Annotated in this window: 15 protein-coding genes; 11 read left to right on the forward strand and 4 right to left on the reverse strand. The window is 63.9% G+C overall.

Annotated elements, in window-relative coordinates:
- Positions 1-18 precede the first annotated feature (18 nt).
- From AC1D0N_RS03830 to AC1D0N_RS03875, 10 genes are all read left to right on the forward strand, one after another.
- Positions 19-342 carry a YbaB/EbfC family nucleoid-associated protein gene (locus AC1D0N_RS03830; protein ID WP_258604934.1) on the forward strand — a complete coding sequence of 108 codons (324 nt, stop codon included), beginning with the start codon at positions 19-21 and terminating at the stop codon, positions 340-342.
- Between the two features lie 217 nt (positions 343-559).
- Entirely contained in the window at positions 560-1,489 is a 930-nt protein-coding gene (locus tag AC1D0N_RS03835; protein WP_477241540.1) for a cell wall hydrolase, read from the forward strand.
- A 76-nt stretch (positions 1,490-1,565) separates the two neighbouring features.
- Positions 1,566-2,171 carry a recombination mediator RecR gene (gene recR, locus AC1D0N_RS03840; protein WP_477241542.1) on the forward strand — a complete coding sequence of 202 codons (606 nt, stop codon included), beginning with the start codon at positions 1,566-1,568 and terminating at the stop codon, positions 2,169-2,171.
- Between the two features lie 76 nt (positions 2,172-2,247).
- The gene (locus AC1D0N_RS03845; protein WP_477241884.1) at positions 2,248-3,447 is read left to right on the forward strand and encodes a lytic murein transglycosylase; all 1,200 of its coding nucleotides are present in this window, start codon (positions 2,248-2,250) and stop codon (positions 3,445-3,447) included.
- A gap of 262 nt (positions 3,448-3,709) precedes the next feature.
- Positions 3,710-5,353, forward strand: a complete 1,644-nt coding sequence (locus tag AC1D0N_RS03850; protein ID WP_477241544.1) for an ABC transporter substrate-binding protein — start codon at positions 3,710-3,712, stop codon at positions 5,351-5,353.
- An 18-nt stretch (positions 5,354-5,371) separates the two neighbouring features.
- Positions 5,372-6,439, forward strand: coding sequence for an ABC transporter permease (locus AC1D0N_RS03855; protein WP_477241546.1), 1,068 nt, complete (start codon positions 5,372-5,374; stop codon positions 6,437-6,439).
- A complete protein-coding gene (gene nikC, locus AC1D0N_RS03860) occupies positions 6,436-7,356 on the forward strand; it encodes a nickel transporter permease (RefSeq protein ID WP_477241548.1) in 921 nt (306 codons plus the stop codon). The genes AC1D0N_RS03855 and nikC overlap by 4 nt, the downstream gene beginning before the upstream one ends.
- Complete coding sequence (locus tag AC1D0N_RS03865) at positions 7,353-8,195, forward strand: ABC transporter ATP-binding protein (RefSeq protein ID WP_477241550.1); 843 nt, start codon at positions 7,353-7,355, stop codon at positions 8,193-8,195. Before nikC ends, AC1D0N_RS03865 begins: the two co-directional genes overlap by 4 nt.
- Positions 8,192-8,941: an ABC transporter ATP-binding protein gene (locus AC1D0N_RS03870; RefSeq protein WP_477241552.1), complete on the forward strand. Its 750-nt coding sequence runs from the start codon at positions 8,192-8,194 to the stop codon at positions 8,939-8,941. The genes AC1D0N_RS03865 and AC1D0N_RS03870 overlap by 4 nt, the downstream gene beginning before the upstream one ends.
- 26 nt (positions 8,942-8,967) lie before the next feature.
- A complete protein-coding gene (locus AC1D0N_RS03875; RefSeq protein ID WP_477241554.1) occupies positions 8,968-9,282 on the forward strand; it encodes a hypothetical protein in 315 nt (104 codons plus the stop codon).
- Positions 9,283-9,294: 12 nt separating this feature from the next.
- Here AC1D0N_RS03875 and AC1D0N_RS03880 read toward each other — a convergent pair whose 3' ends face one another.
- From AC1D0N_RS03880 to AC1D0N_RS03890, 3 genes are read right to left on the reverse strand one after another with little or no spacing between them, the layout of a single operon-like run.
- A complete protein-coding gene (locus AC1D0N_RS03880; protein ID WP_477241556.1) occupies positions 9,295-12,393 on the reverse strand; it encodes an efflux RND transporter permease subunit in 3,099 nt (1,032 codons plus the stop codon).
- A complete protein-coding gene (locus AC1D0N_RS03885) occupies positions 12,390-13,475 on the reverse strand; it encodes an efflux RND transporter periplasmic adaptor subunit (protein WP_477241557.1) in 1,086 nt (361 codons plus the stop codon). Before AC1D0N_RS03885 ends, AC1D0N_RS03880 begins: the two co-directional genes overlap by 4 nt.
- Positions 13,472-14,473 (reverse strand): efflux RND transporter periplasmic adaptor subunit, encoded by a 1,002-nt coding sequence (locus AC1D0N_RS03890; protein ID WP_477241559.1) that lies wholly within the window; start codon positions 14,471-14,473, stop codon positions 13,472-13,474. The genes AC1D0N_RS03885 and AC1D0N_RS03890 overlap by 4 nt, the downstream gene beginning before the upstream one ends.
- Before the next feature lie 366 nt (positions 14,474-14,839).
- Between AC1D0N_RS03890 and AC1D0N_RS03895 the strand changes: the two genes are divergently transcribed.
- A complete protein-coding gene (locus AC1D0N_RS03895) occupies positions 14,840-16,117 on the forward strand; it encodes a 4-aminobutyrate--2-oxoglutarate transaminase (RefSeq protein WP_477241561.1) in 1,278 nt (425 codons plus the stop codon).
- A 114-nt stretch (positions 16,118-16,231) separates the two neighbouring features.
- Here the strand turns inward: AC1D0N_RS03895 and AC1D0N_RS03900 are convergent, their stop codons facing one another.
- On the reverse strand, positions 16,232-17,485 hold the full coding sequence (locus tag AC1D0N_RS03900; RefSeq protein ID WP_477241563.1) for an NAD(P)/FAD-dependent oxidoreductase: 1,254 nt from the start codon (positions 17,483-17,485) through the stop codon (positions 16,232-16,234).
- Positions 17,486-17,610: the final 125 nt, after the last annotated feature.

The raw sequence follows: 17,610 nt of genomic DNA on the forward strand, positions 1-17,610 counted from the left end.
CTGCAAAGGATCGGATCAATGAAAGATCTTCTCGGCCTGATGGGCAAGGCGAAGGAAATGCAGGCCAAATTCCAGGCCATGCAGGACGAGATCGCCACGCTGGAAGCCACCGGCGTGGCCGGCGGCGGCCTGGTCGTCGTGACACTGACCGGCAAGTTCGAGATGAAGTCGCTGAAGATCGATCCGTCACTGTTCAAGGAAGACGAGGTCGAGATTCTCGAAGACCTGCTTCTGGCCGCCCACAATGACGCCAAAAATAAGGTCGAGCAAATCATGCAGGAGAAGACCAAGGCGCTGACGGCAGGCTTGCCGATACCGCCTGGGATGAAACTGCCATTCTAAGCCGGCGGCAACCAGTTAATTGATTGTGAAGGAAAATTCGCTTCCAGCCGTGGTCTTAACGGTTTCCCCAGGAGTGTTCACGGCGTTGTTTCCAAGCATTCATAAAGTTTTACCCAAGCTGCACGAATGCTAATCCTTTAGCCATCTTTTTGCCTTTAAGAGTCTCATTCTTGCCACATCTCGGGGCGGGCTGGCATCTGGAAATGAGGCAATTTTGTTGATCGCGACGCGATGGAAGACGCCGCTGATACTCGGCGTTATCACCTCTCCGCTGTTTCTGGCCGGTTGCAGTCAGACCACCCACAGCATGTCGGTCGCCAGCCTGACCGATGCTATCACGCCCAGTTTTCTGAGCCGCCCGTTCGGCCACACCCCGAAGGACAAGGAGTGCCTGGAACGGGCGATGTTCTTCGAGTCCAACCGTTCGAGCCGTGACGGCATGATCGCCGTCGGCACCGTCGTCATGAACCGGCTGCGCTCCGGCCAGCATGGCAGCACCATCTGCGACGTCGTCGGCGAGCCAGGCCAGTTCGCGCCCGGCGTGATGACGCGGCCGATGAATTCCAAGGCGATGCCCGATGTCGAGGAAGCCGCCGAGGCGGTGCTCAAGGGCGAGCGCAAGGCCAAGCTCAAGAACACGATGTATTTCCACACCGCCGGCCTGCGCTTCCCTTACAAGAACATGCACTACACGATGGTCGCCGGCGGCAACGCCTTCTACGAAAAGCGCGGCCGCAACTGGCAGCCGCTGCCGGACGAGCCAACCACCATGGTTGCCTCCGCCGAGCCAAAGGCGCCGGTGCCTGCCGCGCCGGTTACGCTTGTCGCCTCAGCAGAGCCGGTATTGCCTGCCAAGGCCACAGCCGCCAAGGCAACCTATGTGACCGCCGGCGTGGCGCAGCCTGTGAAGTCCGCAAGGGTGAGCCCTGTCAAGCCGGCCCTCATTAAGCCCACCGCCAAGCCGACAATGGTGGCGTTGCAGGAGCCCATGCAGGAGCCGGACGCCGCCCGTTTCGGCGGACCCGCGAGCCCGCAGATCATCACCTCGTTCCCGGCTGCGTCGCAGCAAGCGGCGATGGCGTTTGAATCGACACCGGAGAACACCGACGCCGTCGCCGCGATGATCGTCGGCCAGGAAGCAAACTAGGCGGCGGCGTTCGATCGCCGCGTCCTTTGCGCGTTGATACGTTCCAAAGCGCGTCAAAAAATCCTAAACCGGTGCGATGTCCAAGCGAATCGCCGGTCCCGAGATTGAACGCCTGATCCAGCTCCTGGCCAAGGTGCCGGGGCTCGGTCCGCGTTCGGCCAGGCGCGCTGCCCTCCACCTCATCAAGAAGAAAGAGCAGTTGCTGTCGCCGCTCGCCGCCGCCATGAGCGAGGCGGTCGACAAGGTGCGCATCTGCTCGACCTGTGGCAATGTCGATACGTCCGACCCTTGCATGATCTGCACCGATCCGCGCCGTGACGCCGCTACGCTCATAGTCGTCGAGGATGTCTCCGACCTGTGGGCGCTGGAGCGGGCCGCCGCCATGAACGTGCGCTACCATGTGCTCGGTGGCACGCTGTCGCCGCTCGACGGCATCGGTCCCGAACAGCTCAACATCCGCTCGCTGGTCGACCGCGTCGCCGGCGGCGAGGTAAAGGAAGTGATCCTCGCCGTCAACGCCACGGTCGAGGGGCAGACCACCGCGCACTACCTTACCGACCAGCTGTCCGGTTTTGAGATCAAGGTGACCCGGCTGGCGCATGGCGTGCCGGTCGGCGGCGAACTCGACTATCTCGACGAGGGAACGCTGGCCGCCGCACTGCGCTCGCGGACGGCGTTTTGACGCAATTGGCGGGCAGGGAATGCGAATGAAGCCTGCTTCTGTGAAATCGGCCCTTGTCGTTTTCTGCCTCGCTTTGATGGTGGTCGTCTTGGCCGCCCCCGCCTCCGCCGCGAAAATCGACGACCAGTTCCGCGCCTGGCTGCTAAACGATCTCTGGCTGGAAGCCAAGGCCAAAGGCATCTCCAAAAGAACCTTCGATGCCGCCTTCGATGGCGTGACGCCCAACCTCAAGCTTCCCGACCTTGTCCTGCCTGGCCAGAAGGCGACGACGCCGCAGAAGCAGCACCAGGCCGAGTTCGGTTCGCCCGGCGCCTATTTCGCCGAAAAGACCGTGCGCGCCGTCACATCAGGCGGGCGCACGCGCGAGGCTGCCAATGCCAAGACGCTGGCCGCGATCGAAAAGCGCTATGGCGTGCCGGGTGAGGTGCTGTTGGCGATCTGGGGCCGCGAGACCGGCTTCGGTGCGGCAAAGATGCCTTTCGATGCCTTCAAGGTGCTCGGCACCAAGGCCTTCATGTCGACCAAGAAAGACTTCTTTCGCACCGAACTGCTGGCCGCACTCGAGATCGTCGAGCGCGGGCTGGCCCAGGTCGGCGCGATGAAATCGTCATGGGCCGGCGCGCTCGGCCAGCCGCAGTTCATGCCGACCTCGTTCCTGAAACATGCCGTCGATTTCGATGGCGACGGCCGCGTCGATATCTGGAATTCGACGCCGGACGTGCTCGCCTCGATCGCCAACTATCTCGTCCACTATGGCTGGGTGAAAGGTCGCGGCTGGGGTTTTGAAGTGACCGTGCCGGAGACGGTCTCTTGTTCGCTGGAAGGCCCGGACCAGGGCAAGAAGATCTCCGAATGGGCGGCGATGGGCATCAAGCGCGTCGGCGCAAAACCGTTTCCGGCCAGCGAACTGAAGGCCGAAGGCTTTCTGTTGATGCCGGCCGGGCGCAGCGGCCCGGCCTTCATCGCCACGCCCAATTTCTACGTTCTGAAGCAATACAACACCAGCGACCTCTACGCCCTGTTCATCGGCCATGGCGCCGACCGCATCGCCCATGGCGACAGCGATTTTTCCGGCAGCTGGGGGGCGGTCGGCGGCCTCTACCGCTCCGACATTGCCGGCCTGCAGCGGGCGCTGGAGGCCAAGGGGTATGATGTTGGCAGCGCCGACGGCCTGCCCGGTTTCAAGACGCGCCGCTCGATCGGCGAGTGGCAGGCCAAGAACGGCCGCGCCGCCACCTGTTTTCCTGACGCCGATCTGGTCGCAGCGCTGAAGTAGTCACGAAAATTAGCAGATTTTTCCCGATTGGCGGCTTCAATTAGCCGGCATGTGCGTCGACGTGGCCCTGCCCATTCTGGTCCAATAAGCTGTCGTACAAATGCTCGTTGCCGGCTTGGAAGCCGCCGGATATGGTGTTGACCAATTGGACAAAAACCACGACGGTAAGGGGTTAGAGGGCCGTCGTTCGACCCCGGAATTAATTCTGCAGCCTGAGCCGGGAACTCAGGTCAACAAACCAACAAAACAGGGAACAATCAAAATGATGATGGAAAAGTTTGCTCTACGCTCGCGCGTCTTGCTCGCAGGCGCTGCCATGTCCGCGCTGCTGCTGGCCGGCGCACCGGCTGGCGCGGTCACGCCCGCCGACACGCTGGTCGAAGGTTTTGCGATCGACGACATCATCACCATGGATCCGGGCGAGGCGTTCGAATTGTCGACCGCCGAGGTCACCGGCAACACCTATGATCTGCTTGTCCGCCTCGACCTCAGTGACACGTCCAAGGTCAAGGGCGATCTCGCCGAAAGCTGGACCGTCTCCGATGACGGCCTGACCTATACCTTCAAGCTCAAGCCCGGCCTGAAATTTGCCTCGGGCAACCCGATCACCGCGGCCGACGTCGCCTACTCGTTCGAACGCGCCGTCAAGCTGGACAAGAGCCCGGCCTTCATCATCGGCCAGTTCGGCATCAGCGGCGACAATGTCACCGAGAAGGCCAAGTCAATCGATGACACAACCTTCCAGTTCACTGTAGACAAGGCCTATGCGCCGAGCTTCGTGTTGAACTGCCTGTCGGCCACCGTCGCGTCGGTGGTCGACGCCAAGCTGGTCAAGGAACATGTCGCTGCGGTGACGCCGAGCGCCGACTACAAATGGGACAATGATTTCGGCAATGCCTGGCTGAAGACCGGCTATGCCGGCTCCGGCGCCTTCAAGCTGCGCGAATGGCGCGCCAACGAAGCCGTCGTCATGGAGCGAAACGACAATTACTATGGTGAGAAGGCCAAGCTTGCCCGCGTCATCTATCGCAACATGAAGGAGAGTTCGGCCCAGCGCCTGGCGCTCGAAGCCGGCGACATCGACGTTGCCCGCAACCTCGAGCCGAACGACCTCGACGCCATCGCCAAGAATGCCGATCTCACCACCACCAGCGCGCCGAAGGGCACGGTCTACTACATCAGTCTCAACCAGAAGAATCCGAACCTCGCCAAGCCCGAGGTTCGCCAGGCCTTCAAATATCTGGTCGACTACGACGCGCTGGGCTCGACCATCCTCAAGGGCATCGGCGAGATCCACCAGACCTTCCTGCCGAAAGGCGTGCTGGGTGAACTCGACGAGAATCCGTTCAAGCTCGATGTCGCCAAGGCCAAGGAACTGCTGGCCAAGGCCGGCCTGCCGGACGGCTTCAGCGTCACCATGGACGTACGCAGCAAACAGCCGGAGACAGGCATGGCGGAATCGATCCAGCAGACGCTGGGACAGGTCGGCATCAAGCTGGAGATCATTCCCGGCGACGGCAAGCAGACGCTGACCAAGTACCGCGCCCGCAACCACGACATCTACATCGGCCAGTGGGGCCAGGACTATTTCGATCCGAATTCGAATGCCCAGACCTTTGCCTCGAACCCGGACAATTCGGATGCCGGCAAGTCGCACACGCTGGCCTGGCGCAACTCATGGGACATTCCGGATCTGACCAAGGAGACGGAAGCGGCCCTGCTGGAGAAGGACGCCGGCAAGCGCGCCGACATGTACAAGGATCTCGAGAAGAAGATCCTCGACACCAGTCCCTTCGTGATCATTCACCAGCAGCTGGAAGTGGCCGGCCTGCGCAAGAACCTCAAGGGTTTTGCGCTCGGACCGAGCTTCGACACCAACTTCGTCGGGCCGGTCTCCAAGGAATAGCGTTCGCGGACGCGCCGCATGAGCGCGGTTGAAAACCAAGTGGCGGCGCGGCGCGGCAGCGCCCGCGCCGTTGCTGCCGCATCCTTCATTGGCCGCTTCCTGGTTATCGCGATAACGACCTATCTCGGTCTTCTCGCGGTGACCTTCTTCATTGGCCGTGTCATCCCGATCGACCCGGTTCTGGCGGTGCTCGGCGACCGGGCGCCGGTCAATGTCGTCGAGCGCACACGCCGCGAGATGGGTCTCGACCTGCCGCTGGTCGAGCAATTCTATATCTATGTGAAAAACGCCCTGAACGGCGATTTCGGCACCTCGGTGCTGACCACCAATCCTGTCATGACCGACATTCGCCGTGCCTTTCCGGCGACGATCGAACTGGCGACGCTGGGAACCTTGATCGGTTCCGTGATCGGCGTGCCGCTCGGCGTGCTGGCCGCGGTGCGGCGTGGCAGCATCATCGACCAGATCGTGCGCATCGTCGGCCTGATCGGCTATTCCGTGCCGATCTTCTGGATCGGGCTGCTGGGGCTGGTGCTGTTCTACGCCAAGCTGAAATGGGTCGCCTTTCCCGGTCGCCTCGACGTCGTCTACGAATACACCTTCACGCCGATCACCGGCTTCTATCTTCTGGATGCGCTGTGGCAGCGACAGTGGGATGTCTTCTACGACGCCTTCCGCCACATCATCCTGCCGGCAGGGCTGCTGGGCTATTTCTCGCTCGCCTACATCAGCCGCATGACGCGCTCGTTCATGCTCAACGAGCTCGCCCAGGAATACATCGTTGCGGCGCGCGCAAAGGGCCTGTCGGAAACCCGCATCATCTGGCGCCATGCGTTGCGCAATGCCGCCGTGCCGATGGTCACCGTGATCGCGCTTTCCTATGCCGGGCTGCTCGAAGGCTCGGTGCTGACCGAGACCGTGTTTTCGTGGCCTGGCATCGGCCTCTACATCACCAATTCGCTGCAGAACGCGGACATGAACGCCGTGCTCGGCGGCACCATCGTCATCGGCTCGGTCTTCATCGCCATCAATCTTTTGTCCGATCTGCTCTACCGCGTGCTCGATCCAAGGACCAAGGCAGGATGAGCGCCGAGGTGATCCAGAGCCGCCGCGATTGGCTGCTCAGCGAGCGGCCAGCCTCGCGCATGCAGGCCAGGCTCGGCCGCACTTACGTGGCGTGGCGGCGCTTTTCCGCCAACCGGCTGGCGTTTCTTGGCCTGCTCATCATCATCGCGCTGTTGGTGGTCGCGGGCCTTGCCGATGTGCTGGCGCCCTATTCCCCGACATTCGGCGACCTCAAGAATTCGCGGCTGTTGGCGCCAAGCGCCGCGCACTGGTTCGGCACAGATGACCTTGGCCGCGACATCCTCTCGCGCATCATCTTCGGCTCGCGATGGACGCTCTATGTCGTCATCCTTGTCGCTGTCATCGCCGCCCCGATCGGCCTGCTGGTCGGCACCGTAGCCGGCTATGCCGGCGGCTGGACCGACGCCATCCTGATGCGCATCACCGACATCTTCCTCGCTTTCCCCAAGCTGATCCTGGCGCTGGCCTTCGTTGCCGCCCTTGGCCCCGGCATCGAGAACGCGGTTCTGGCCATCGCCATCACCTCATGGCCGCCCTATGCCCGCATTGCGCGCGCCGAAACGCTGACCGTGCGCAATTCCGATTACATCAAGGCGGTGCAATTGATGGGCGCTTCGCCGTTCCGCATCGTTTTGCGCCACATCATGCCGCTCTGCATCTCCTCGCTGATCATCAGGGTGACGCTCGACATGGCCGGCATCATCCTGACAGCCGCCGGTCTCGGCTTCCTCGGCCTCGGCGCGCAGCCACCGCTTCCCGAATGGGGCGCGATGATCGCCTCGGGCCGTCGCTTTGTGCTCGATCAGTGGTGGGTGGCCGGCGCGCCCGGCTTCGCCATCCTCATCGTCAGCCTCGGCTTCAACCTGCTCGGCGACGGCCTGCGCGACGCGCTCGATCCAAGGAGTGGCGAGCAATGAGCGGCGACCGTGCGCTTCTCGAGGTCGACGACCTGCGCGTCACCTTCCCGACCCGCACCGGCCTGATCGAGGCGGTGCGCGGCGTCTCCTTCTCGCTAGGCCGCGAAAGACTGGGCATTGTCGGCGAGAGCGGCTCGGGCAAGTCGCAGACCGGCCGCGCCATTATGGGCCTGACCCCGCCGCAGGCCCGCATATCAGCCAACAAGCTCGCTTTTGACGGCATCGACCTGCTCGGCGTCTCGCCGCGCGAACGAAGGGCCATGCGGGGAAAACGGATCGCCATGATCCTTCAAGACCCCAAATACTCGCTCGATCCGGTGATGAGTATAGGCCGCCAGATCGTCGAGACGTTGCGCACGCATGAGAAGGTCGGCAAGGCCGAGGCACGCGATCGCGCGCTCGCCATGCTGGAAGCGGTGCAGATCCGTGACCCGGCCCGTGTCTTCGACCTGCATCCGCATGAGGTCTCCGGCGGCATGGGCCAGCGCGCCATGATCGCCATGATGCTGATCGCCGGACCGGAAATGATGATTGCCGACGAGCCGACCTCGGCCCTCGACGTCACCGTCCAACTCGACGTGCTCGGAATTCTCGACCGGCTGGTCAGCGAGCGCGGCATGGGGCTGATCTTCATCTCGCACGATCTGCGCCTGGTCTCGTCCTTCTGCGACCGGGTGATCGTCATGTATGCCGGCAAAGTGGTCGAGCAGCTGAAGGCGTCCGAGCTCCGCGACGCCCAACATCCCTATACGCGCGGCCTGCTCAACTGCATGCCCAGGATAGGCTTCGAACGCCACCCGCTGCCGGTGCTCGACCGCAAGCCGGAGTGGGCGGCATGACAGCAGCGATTGCCATCGACGGGCTCGAGGTGATCTTCGACCGCTTTCGCGCGCTGAAAGGCGTCAGCCTCGAAGTCAGGTCAGGCGAATCTTTTGGCCTGGTCGGCGAATCTGGCTCCGGGAAATCGACGCTGCTGCGGGCAATCGCCGGCCTCGCGCCGGTCGCTTCAGGCGGCATCACCGTCAACGGCAAGAAGCTTGGGCTGCGCCGCGACAAGGCTTTTTACCGCGAAGTGCAGATGGTCTTCCAGGACCCCTACGGCTCGCTGCATCCGCGCCAGACGGTCGACAGGCTGCTGCAGGAGCCGCTCGCCATCCATGGCTTCGCCGATGGCGAAAAGCGCATCCAGCAGGCGCTGGACGAGGTCGGCCTCGGCAATGGCTTCCGCTTCCGCTATTCGCATCAATTGTCAGGCGGCCAGCGCCAGCGCGTCGCGATCGCCCGTGCCCTGATCCTCGAACCGTCGATCCTTTTGCTCGACGAACCGACTTCGGCGCTCGACGCATCGGTGCAGGCGGAAGTGCTCAACCTGCTGGAGGAAATCCGCAGGCGACGCAAGCTGACCTTCCTGATGGTCAGCCACGACCTCGCCATCGTCACCCATATGTGCGAGCGGCTGATGGTGATGCAGAACGGCGAGGCGGTTGAAAACCTGACGGCGAGCCAGCTGATCGGCCACCGCGTGACGGAGGATTATACGCGCAACCTGCTCAGGGCGAGTGAGGGGTTTGTGAGAACTGCCTGAGCAACTGTCGTCGTCGGGGGAATTCCATGGCGGAATGGAAGTTTTCAGACCCGCCCAATGTCGCGGTGTTTTTGGACAAGGGCATCGTGATCCGCGGCGACTGGATCGCATATGTGTCGCATGACGATGATGACGGCAGCTGGCAGTTTCACAACAGCGAACCTGGACCCGTTGATGAAGGTGACATCATGATCGCCAGCTTGCAGAACGTGGTGCAGCGGGATGAAAGCATCCTTGCCTTGGCCGACCTGCCCGAAGGCTGGCATGCCTGCCGCACCTCAAAATCGTCGCCTTGGCAGCGCGCCAAGTCGCGTCCTATGCCCTCCAACGACAACGAATGATCCGGCCGAGCCTTAAGCTGGACCTTCCACCAATTCGCCATTCTCCAGAACCGGTGGCTCTTCCCGGGGCTTCGGCTCCTTGATCCGGAACCACGCGACATAAAGGGCCGGCAGGAACAGCAGCGTGATCGCCGTGCCGGCGATGATGCCGCCCATCATGGCGTAGGCCATCGGCCCCCAGAACACTTCGCGCGCAATCGGGATCAGCGCCAAGCTGGCGGCGGCCGCCGTCAGCGCGATCGGCCGCATGCGGTGCTCGGTCGCCTCGATCACGGCCGCCCAGCGGTCCTTGCCCTCGCGCACCAGATCCTCGATCTGCACGATCAGGATGACCGAGTTGCGGATCAGGATGCCGATCAGCGCCAGCACGCCGAGGATGGCGACGAAGCCGAGCGGCGCGCCGCTCGGCACCAGGGCCGCGACCACGCCGATCAGGCCGAGCGGCGCCACCGCCACGACCAGGAACAGGCGCTGGAAGCTTTGCAGCTGGATCATCAGGATGGTCGCCATGACGAACAGCATCAGCGGCACCACGGCGGCGATCGGTCCCTGGCTCTTGGCGCTTTCCTCGACCGAGCCGGCGGTTGCGATCGAATAGCCCGGCGGTAGCTTGGCGATGAAGGCGTCGACCGATGGCTTCAATTCGTTGACGACGGTGGCGGGCAGCACGTCGCCGACCAGGCCTGCGCGCACGGTGATCGTCGGGATGCGATTGCGTCGCCACACCGTCGGCTGTTCGAGGTCGTAGAGGAAGTTCGCCACCGCCGCTAGCGGGATCGCCTCGCCATTGCCGGTCGGCAGCTGCATGTTTTGCAGCGTGTCGATCGAACCGCGTTCGGCCTCGCGCGAGCGGGCGACGACGTTGATCAGATAGGTGGCGTCGCGCACTTGGGTGATGGTGGCGCCGCCAACCGTGCTGTTCAGCGCGCTGGCAATATCGGAGGACGTTATGCCGAGCTGTCGCGCCTTGTCCTGCAGCACGTCGACCCTGAGCACGCGCTGCGGTTCGTTCCAGTCGAAAGTCGGTGCCGCCAGCTTCGGATTGACCGAGATCAGGCCGGCGAATTGCTGCGCCAGTTCGCGCACCGTCTGGATGTCCGGACCGCCGACGCGATACTGCACGGGGCGGCCGACCGGCGGCCCGAGCTCAAGCGGCTTTACGAAGGCGTCGGTGCCGATGAACTCCTCGCGCAGCAGCTTCTCCAGCACCGGCTTCAGCCGGTTGCGCGCCTCGATGCTCTTGGTGACGATGACGGTCTGGCCGAAATAGGGATTGGCCGGCTGGACGTCGAAGGCAAGCAGGAAACGCACCGCGCCCTGGCCGATATAGGAGCTGAAATGATCGATGTCGGGATTGCCGGCCAGCGCGCGGCCTTCGAAGCGCTCGATCTGGTCGCGGGTCTCGGTAATCGACGAGTTCTGCGGCAGGTTCCAATCGACGATCAGTTCCGGCCGGTCCGAAGGCGGAAAGAACTGCTGCTGGACGAGACCGAAGCCGGCTATCGAGCCGGCAAACAACAGCACCGTGGCGATGATGGTCAGCCAGTGATGCCGCACCGAGCCCAGCAGCACGCGCCGGAACAGGCTGGTGAACCGGCCGGGCTTGTCGTGATGCTGTTGTTTCATCGTCGCCGGCAGGATGGTGACGCCGAGCAGCGGCGCAAACAGCACCGCGACGATCCATGACACCAGAAGCGACACGGCGATGACGACGAACAGCGTGAAGGTGTATTCGCCGGCGGCGCTGTTGTTGAGGCCGATCGGGATAAAGCCGGCGACCGTGACCAGTGTGCCGGTCAGCATCGGGAAGGCGGTCGAGGTGTAGACGTAGGTCGCCGCCTTGCGCAGCGTGTCGCCGACCTCCAGCCGCGCCACCATCATCTCGACGGCGATCATGGCGTCGTCGACCAGCAGGCCGAGCGCGATGATCAGCGCGCCCAGCGAAATGCGCTGCAGCGAGATGCCGAGATAGGCCATGACCGTGAAGGTGATGGCCAGCACCAGCGGGATCGATAGCGCCACGACGAAGCCGGCGCGCATGCCGAGGCTGATGAAAGACACTGCGAGCACGATGGCGACCGCCTCGGCCAGCGCCCGGGTGAAGCCCGAAACCGCCTCCTCGACGATGACAGGCTGGTCGGCGACAAGGTGCACGCCGACGCCGACCGGCAGGTCGGCCAGCACCGCGTCCATTTCCTTCTCGAGTGCGGCGCCGAATTCGAGCAGATTGGCGTTGGGCTTCATGCCGATGGCCAGCCCGATTGCATCCTGGCCGTTGAAGCGGAACAGCGCCGTCGGTGGATCGGCGTAGCCGCGCCGGATCGTCGCCACGTCGCTCAGCCGGAAGAAGCGATCGTTGACGCGCAGATTGATGGCGCGCAGGCTCTCCTCCGAGGTGAACTGGCCGCCGACGCGCACGCTGACGCGCTCGGGACCGGATTCGACGACTCCCGACGGCGTGATGGCGTTCTGCGCCTGCAGGCTGGCCACGATCGCCTGCTGGTTGAGGCCGAGCGCGGCGATCTGGCGGGTCGAGAATTCGAGATAGATGGCTTCGTCCTGGGCGCCAACCAGATCGACCTTGCCGGCGTTCGGCACGGCCAGGATCCTGGTCCGGACATCCTCGACATAGTCGCGCAGCTGGCGCGGCGTCAGCCCGTCCGAGGTGAAGGCGTAGATGTTGCCATAGACGTCGCCGAAGCGGTCGTTGAAAAACGGCCCCTGCACGCCTTGCGGAAACTGCGCCCGGATGTCGGTGACCACGTTGCGCACCTGGGTCCAGTTCGGCACGACATCGCGCGCTTTGGTGGTGTCCTTCAGGTTGACGAAGATGACGGTCTTGCCCGCGGTGGTGACCGAGCGGGTGAAGTCGAGGCTGTCCAGTTCCTCCAGTTTCTTTTCGATGCGGTCGGTGACCTGCCGCACCGTCTCGTTGACCGAAGCGCCCGGCCAGTTGGCCTGGATGACCATGGTCTTGATGGTGAAGGCCGGGTCTTCCTCGCGGCCGAGATTGAGATAGGCAAAGACGCCGGCGACGACGAAGACCAGCATGAAGTACCAGACCAGCGAGCGGTGGTTGAGCGCCCAGTCGGAGAGGTTGAACCCCTTCATGTCGCCCCTCCTTGGCTGATCTTGACCTTCTGCCCCTCCACCAGGCTGTGGACGCCGGCGGTGACGACGCGCATCCCGGCCTCGAGGCCTTCGGCGACAATGAAGGTGGCAGCACCCTTGGCGGTGACCTTGATGTCGCGCGAACGCACGTTCGACGTCTGCTCATCGACAATCCAGACCTTGTCGGCGCCATTCTTCTCGAGCAGTGCCGACAGCGGCAGTTCGATCGTCGGTGCAACCGTGGCCACGCGTGTCGCCGTCACCGTCGAACCCAGCCGGAATGCCTGCGGCGGATTGGTCAGCGTCAGCCGGACGCGGCGGGTCCGCGTCGAGCCTTCGGCCTGCGGCGCGATCTCGCGCAATTTGGCCTCGGTGTGGATCGTCGGCAGCGATTGCAGAATGATGTCGAACGACGTGCCGGCTGAGAGGTCGTCGGTCAGTTGGTCGGGAATATCGACGACCGCGTCGCGCAGGTCCGAGCGGGCCACGGTGACGACGGTCTGGCCGGGCGAGACCGTCTGGCCGACTTCGGCGCCGACGGCTGTGACGACCCCATCGAAATCCGAAAACAGACGGGCATAGCCCAGCTGCTCCTGCGATTTGGCAAGTGCTGCCTTGGCCTTTTCGACGCCGGCTTCGGCCGCTTTCCTGGCTTGCTGCGCGGCATCGAAGACGGCCTGCGAGGTGTTGGCGGCGGCGAGCAGCTGGCGCTGCCGCTCCTCGCTGGCGGCGGCATTGGCGAATTGCGCCTCGGCGTTGGAGAGTTCCGCCTTTGCTGCCTGTACCGCAAGCTCCAGCGCCGTCGGATCGAGTGTGGCGATCGTCGTTCCCTTGGTGACGATGTCGCCGACCTTGACGTCACGGGAGACGATCCGGCCAAGCAGGCGGAAGGCGAGATCGGCGCTGAATTGTGGCTCGACCGAGCCGGCAAAGCCGAATGTCTGGCTGGTTTGCGGTTCGATCACCACTGACAGAACCGGCCGGATGATCTCGGGCGGCTTCTCCTCCGACTGCGAGCAGGCGGCGAGCCACCCGAGCGTAAGCAGGCCAAGCAAGGCAGGGATGCGCGGCAGCCGGCTCATTGTCCCGCTCCCGATATCTCGACCGTCTGGCCGGGGCTGAGAAACTGGCCGCCCGCGGTGACGACGCTTTGTCCAGCCTCCAGTCCCTTGTCGATGACGACGATGCCGGAATCGAAGGCCAGCACATTGACCAGTGCCGTTGCCACTGCCTTGCTCGACGCATCGACGACCCAGACCGCCGGCTTGCCTTCGCTCGAGGTCAGCGCCTGCCAGGGCAGGATGACGGCTTTCGACGGCTGGGCGCTGACTGAGCCAATGACGGCCGCGCCCAGCGGCATGCCGGCGGGGGTGTCGGGAATGGCGATCTTGACCCGGATCGAACCCGAAGCCGGATCGACCGCCGGTGCAATTTCGCGCACCTTGCCCATCGCCTTGACCTGCGGGTCGGACAACAGGGTGATGGTTACCGCCGGCGATGGTGCGGTCTTGGCGACCAGGGTTTCCTGCACATTGAACACCGCATCGCGGTCGCCGTCCTCGGCGACGGTGAAGACGGTTTGTGCTGCCTGCACCACCTGTCCGGCTTCGACCTGGCGGGCGGTGATGACGCCGGCGGCACCGGCTCTGAGTTCGGTGAAGGACAGGTTCTCCTTGGCGTTGGAAAGCGCGCTTTGCGCCGCGTCGACACTGCCTTGCGCCACCTTCAGCGCCTGGTCGGCCGCATCATAGTCGCGCCGTGTGGTGAAACCCTGGGCAAGCAGCGTCTTTTGCCGTTCGAAGGCCGCGGTGGCCTGCGTCAATTGCGCCTGTGCCGCATCGAGGTCGGCCTGCGCCGAGCGCAGGTCGGATTCCTGTTCCTGCGGATCGATGCGGGCAAGCACGGCGTCCTTGTCGACATGCTGGCCGACATCGACAAGCCGTTCAGCGACACGGCCGCCGACACGAAACGACAGATTGTTTAGCGTGCGCGCGGCGATCACGCCGGTCAGCGAGGTCCTTGGCGCATAGTCGGCAACCGTCACTGTTTCGGTGCGCACCATGACCGGCAGTTTTTTCACGGCCGCCTCCTGCTTCTGACAGCCGGCCAGAAACAAACTCAGTGCACAGGCCAGAAGGACGGGAGCGGCTGGAAATGACAAAGGGTTGGAAGGCTGCGGGGCGGACGATGTCGCGTTCCTGCTCATGGATCCCTCATCAGCCTGGGACGCTCGTGGCCGGCGAGCTGTCGCAGACGACTGGAAGGATAATCGATCCCAAGGAAAAGGGAACCGGTCTCGTACGCGTATCGGTCGACTGGCTAGGGCCGAACGGCAGGCCCAATGAACCGGGCGGTGGTGCCGACTTGAGGAAAACGTGAAATAAGGTCAGAAGAGGTCTGGAGCAGCTACCAACGAGAACGGGCGCCCGCCCGGCGAGGACGAGACATGAAGAATTCAGCCATTTCCGAACGCAAGAACCAGTCGATTTCGCGCGGCGTCGGCATGACCACGCAGATCTATGCCGATCGCGCCGAGAATTCAGAAATCTGGGATGTTGAGGGACGCCGCTACATCGACTTCTCGTCCGGCATCGCCGTCGTCAACACCGGCCACCGCCATCCCAAGGTGATCGAGGCTGTGAAGGCGCAGCTCGACCGTTTCACCCACACCTGCCACCAGGTGGTGCCTTACGAGAGCTATGTGCGACTGGCCGAACGGCTGAACGCCATGCTGCCCGGCAAGTTCGACAAGAAGACGATTTTTGTCACCACTGGTGCCGAGGCGGTCGAGAACGCCATCAAGATCGCCCGCAACGCCACCGGCCGCCAGGCCGTCATCGCCTTTGCCGGCGGTTTCCACGGCCGCACCTTCATGGGCATGGCGCTGACCGGCAAGGTCGTGCCCTACAAGGTCGGCTTCGGCGCCATGCCGGCCGATGTTTTCCACGCGCCGTTCCCGGTGCCGCTGCATGGCGTCTCGGTCGCCGATTCGCTGGCCGCACTCGATCGCCTGTTCAAGGCCGATGTCGACCCGGCCCGTGTCGCCGCCATCATCCTCGAACCAGTGCAGGGCGAGGGCGGCTTTTACGATGCGCCGCGTGAATTCATGGTGGCCCTGCGCAAGATCTGCGACCAGCACGGCATGCTGCTGATCGCCGACGAGGTGCAGACCGGCTTTGCCCGTACCGGCAAGATGTTCGCCATGGATCATCACGACGTGGCGGCCGACATCACCACAATGGCCAAGAGCCTGGCCGGCGGCTTCCCGCTGGCGGCGGTCACCGGCCGCGCTGAGATCATGGATGCGCCGAACCCCGGCGGGCTCGGCGGCACCTATGGCGGCAGCCCGATCGGTGTTGCTGCCGCGCATGCCGTCCTCGACGTGATCGAGGACGAAAAGCTCTGCGACCGCGCCAATACGCTGGGTGCAAGGCTGAAGCAGCGGCTGCAGTCGATTCGTGACGACGTGCCCGAGATTGTCGATATCCGGGGCCTCGGTTTCATGAACGCGGTCGAGTTCAACGACGTCAAGAAGGGCCTGCCGTCGGCCGAGATCGCAAATGCGATCCGGCTGAAGGCGCTCGACAAGGGCCTGATCCTCTTGACCTGCGGCGTCTACGGCAACGTCATCCGCTTCCTGGCGCCGATCACCATCCAGGACAACGTCATGAACGAGGCGCTTGATATTCTGGAAAGCTCGATCCGCGAAGTCTGCGCTGCCTGAGCCGCGACCCCTACCTCCCCCTCGTGGGGAGGTAGGACCGAAGGTCCGGGTGGGGGTCGGTGCCGCCCCGCTGCTTCGCAGCGACCCTCCCCACAAGGGGGAGGGTAAGCGCATCTAGCCCGCAGCCCTAGCCGGTTCATCCTGCTGAAACGCCGCCAGTGCAGCCTTCAGCCCATCAGGGCCTTCTGCTACCGTCTGCGGCGTTGGCGAGAAGCCGGCGCCGAGCATCTTGCGGCCAAGCATGTGGTCGCCGGGGCGGTTGACCGATTCAATCCCGAGCAGCCGGTCTCCGGCATAGTGATAGATCGAAAATTTGTTCTCGCCCAGATCGCCCAGCACGACATGGCTGTCGCCGCCCGACGTCAGCCCGACCATCTGCAGCTTCATGTCGCCGATATCCGACCAGAACCAGGGCACCGCCGCAAAGGCGTCGGCATGGCCAGCGATGGTGCGCGCCGCAAGCCGCGCCTGGTCGGTGGCGTTCTGCACCGATTCCAGCCGCACGTCCGCCCCGGTGAACCAGTGCCGGTAGGAGGCGGCGTCGCCGATGGCGAGGATTTCCGGCAATGAGCTGCGCATCTGCTGGTCGACGCGGATGCCGTTGGCAATGGCGATGCCGGCTGCCTCAGCCAATTCGACATTGGGCACGACGCCGATGCCGATGATGATCATTTGCGCCGGCAGCCGCTCGCCACCGGATGTGACCGCAGCCGAAACACGGCCGTTCTCGCCTTCCAGCCGGGCAATGGTGGTGCCGGTGAGGATGCGCACGCCCGTCGCCTCCAGCCGCTGTCGGACGTGGCTGGCGATGACTGGCGCCACCGCCCGGCCAAGCAGCCGGTCGACGGCTTCGACCACGGTCACCTTGCGGCCGGCCGCTTTCAGGGTGGCTGCGATCTCCAGTCCGATGAATCCGCCGCCGAGAATGACGACATCCTCGCTGTGCGCGCTGAGCTCCCGGATCAGCCGCGCATCGGCGATCGAACGCAGCGACACCACGCCGGAAAGGTCGGAACCTGGCAGCGGAAGAAGACGCGGCCGCGAGCCGGTCGCCAGGATCAGGCGGTCAAACGGCAGCGCGCCGCCGCCTTCAATCTCCAGCTTGCGGCCACCGGCGTCGATGCGGTCTATGCGGATGCCCGGCCGGTAGTCGATGGCACTGCCGATGTAAAAAGCCTCGCCACGCAATGGCTGCGGTTTCGCCTCTGAGTCCTTGATGAAGGTCTTCGACAGCGGCGGCTTGTGATACGGCAGCTCGTTCTCGTCGCCGGTAAGGATCACCGGCCCATCATAGCCCTCCTCGCGCAGGCTGGCGGCCGCTTGCACGCCCGCATGCCCCGCACCGACTATGACCACACCGTTCTTCATCGCAGCCCAAATTCCTCAACCGATTCTAGGACGTCTGGCCAAGTGGCGATTGTCTGCCGCCGTCGCAAGAGCCCCGGTCCGGGTCGCACCCGGGATGGCCACCTGTCAATCGCCGCGTTCCTGAA

The organism is Mesorhizobium sp. P2_E10, assembly GCF_056404235.1.

Bases quoted from the DNA above. Each gene is read 5' to 3' on its own strand.
- AC1D0N_RS03850 (WP_477241544.1), top strand. From the start codon at position 3,710: ATGATGATGGAAAAGTTTGCTCTACGCTCGCGCGTCTTGCTCGCAGGC.
- AC1D0N_RS03875 (WP_477241554.1), top strand. From the start codon at position 8,968: ATGGCGGAATGGAAGTTTTCAGACCCGCCCAATGTCGCGGTGTTTTTG.
- AC1D0N_RS03880 (WP_477241556.1), bottom strand. From the start codon at position 12,393: ATGAAGGGGTTCAACCTCTCCGACTGGGCGCTCAACCACCGCTCGCTG.
- AC1D0N_RS03830 (WP_258604934.1), top strand. From the start codon at position 19: ATGAAAGATCTTCTCGGCCTGATGGGCAAGGCGAAGGAAATGCAGGCC.
- AC1D0N_RS03855 (WP_477241546.1), top strand. From the start codon at position 5,372: ATGAGCGCGGTTGAAAACCAAGTGGCGGCGCGGCGCGGCAGCGCCCGC.
- AC1D0N_RS03885 (WP_477241557.1), bottom strand. From the start codon at position 13,475: ATGAGCCGGCTGCCGCGCATCCCTGCCTTGCTTGGCCTGCTTACGCTC.
- AC1D0N_RS03845 (WP_477241884.1), top strand. From the start codon at position 2,248: ATGGTGGTCGTCTTGGCCGCCCCCGCCTCCGCCGCGAAAATCGACGAC.
- AC1D0N_RS03870 (WP_477241552.1), top strand. From the start codon at position 8,192: ATGACAGCAGCGATTGCCATCGACGGGCTCGAGGTGATCTTCGACCGC.
- nikC (WP_477241548.1), top strand. From the start codon at position 6,436: ATGAGCGCCGAGGTGATCCAGAGCCGCCGCGATTGGCTGCTCAGCGAG.
- AC1D0N_RS03900 (WP_477241563.1), bottom strand. From the start codon at position 17,485: ATGAAGAACGGTGTGGTCATAGTCGGTGCGGGGCATGCGGGCGTGCAA.
- recR (WP_477241542.1), top strand. From the start codon at position 1,566: ATGTCCAAGCGAATCGCCGGTCCCGAGATTGAACGCCTGATCCAGCTC.
- AC1D0N_RS03895 (WP_477241561.1), top strand. From the start codon at position 14,840: ATGAAGAATTCAGCCATTTCCGAACGCAAGAACCAGTCGATTTCGCGC.
- AC1D0N_RS03865 (WP_477241550.1), top strand. From the start codon at position 7,353: ATGAGCGGCGACCGTGCGCTTCTCGAGGTCGACGACCTGCGCGTCACC.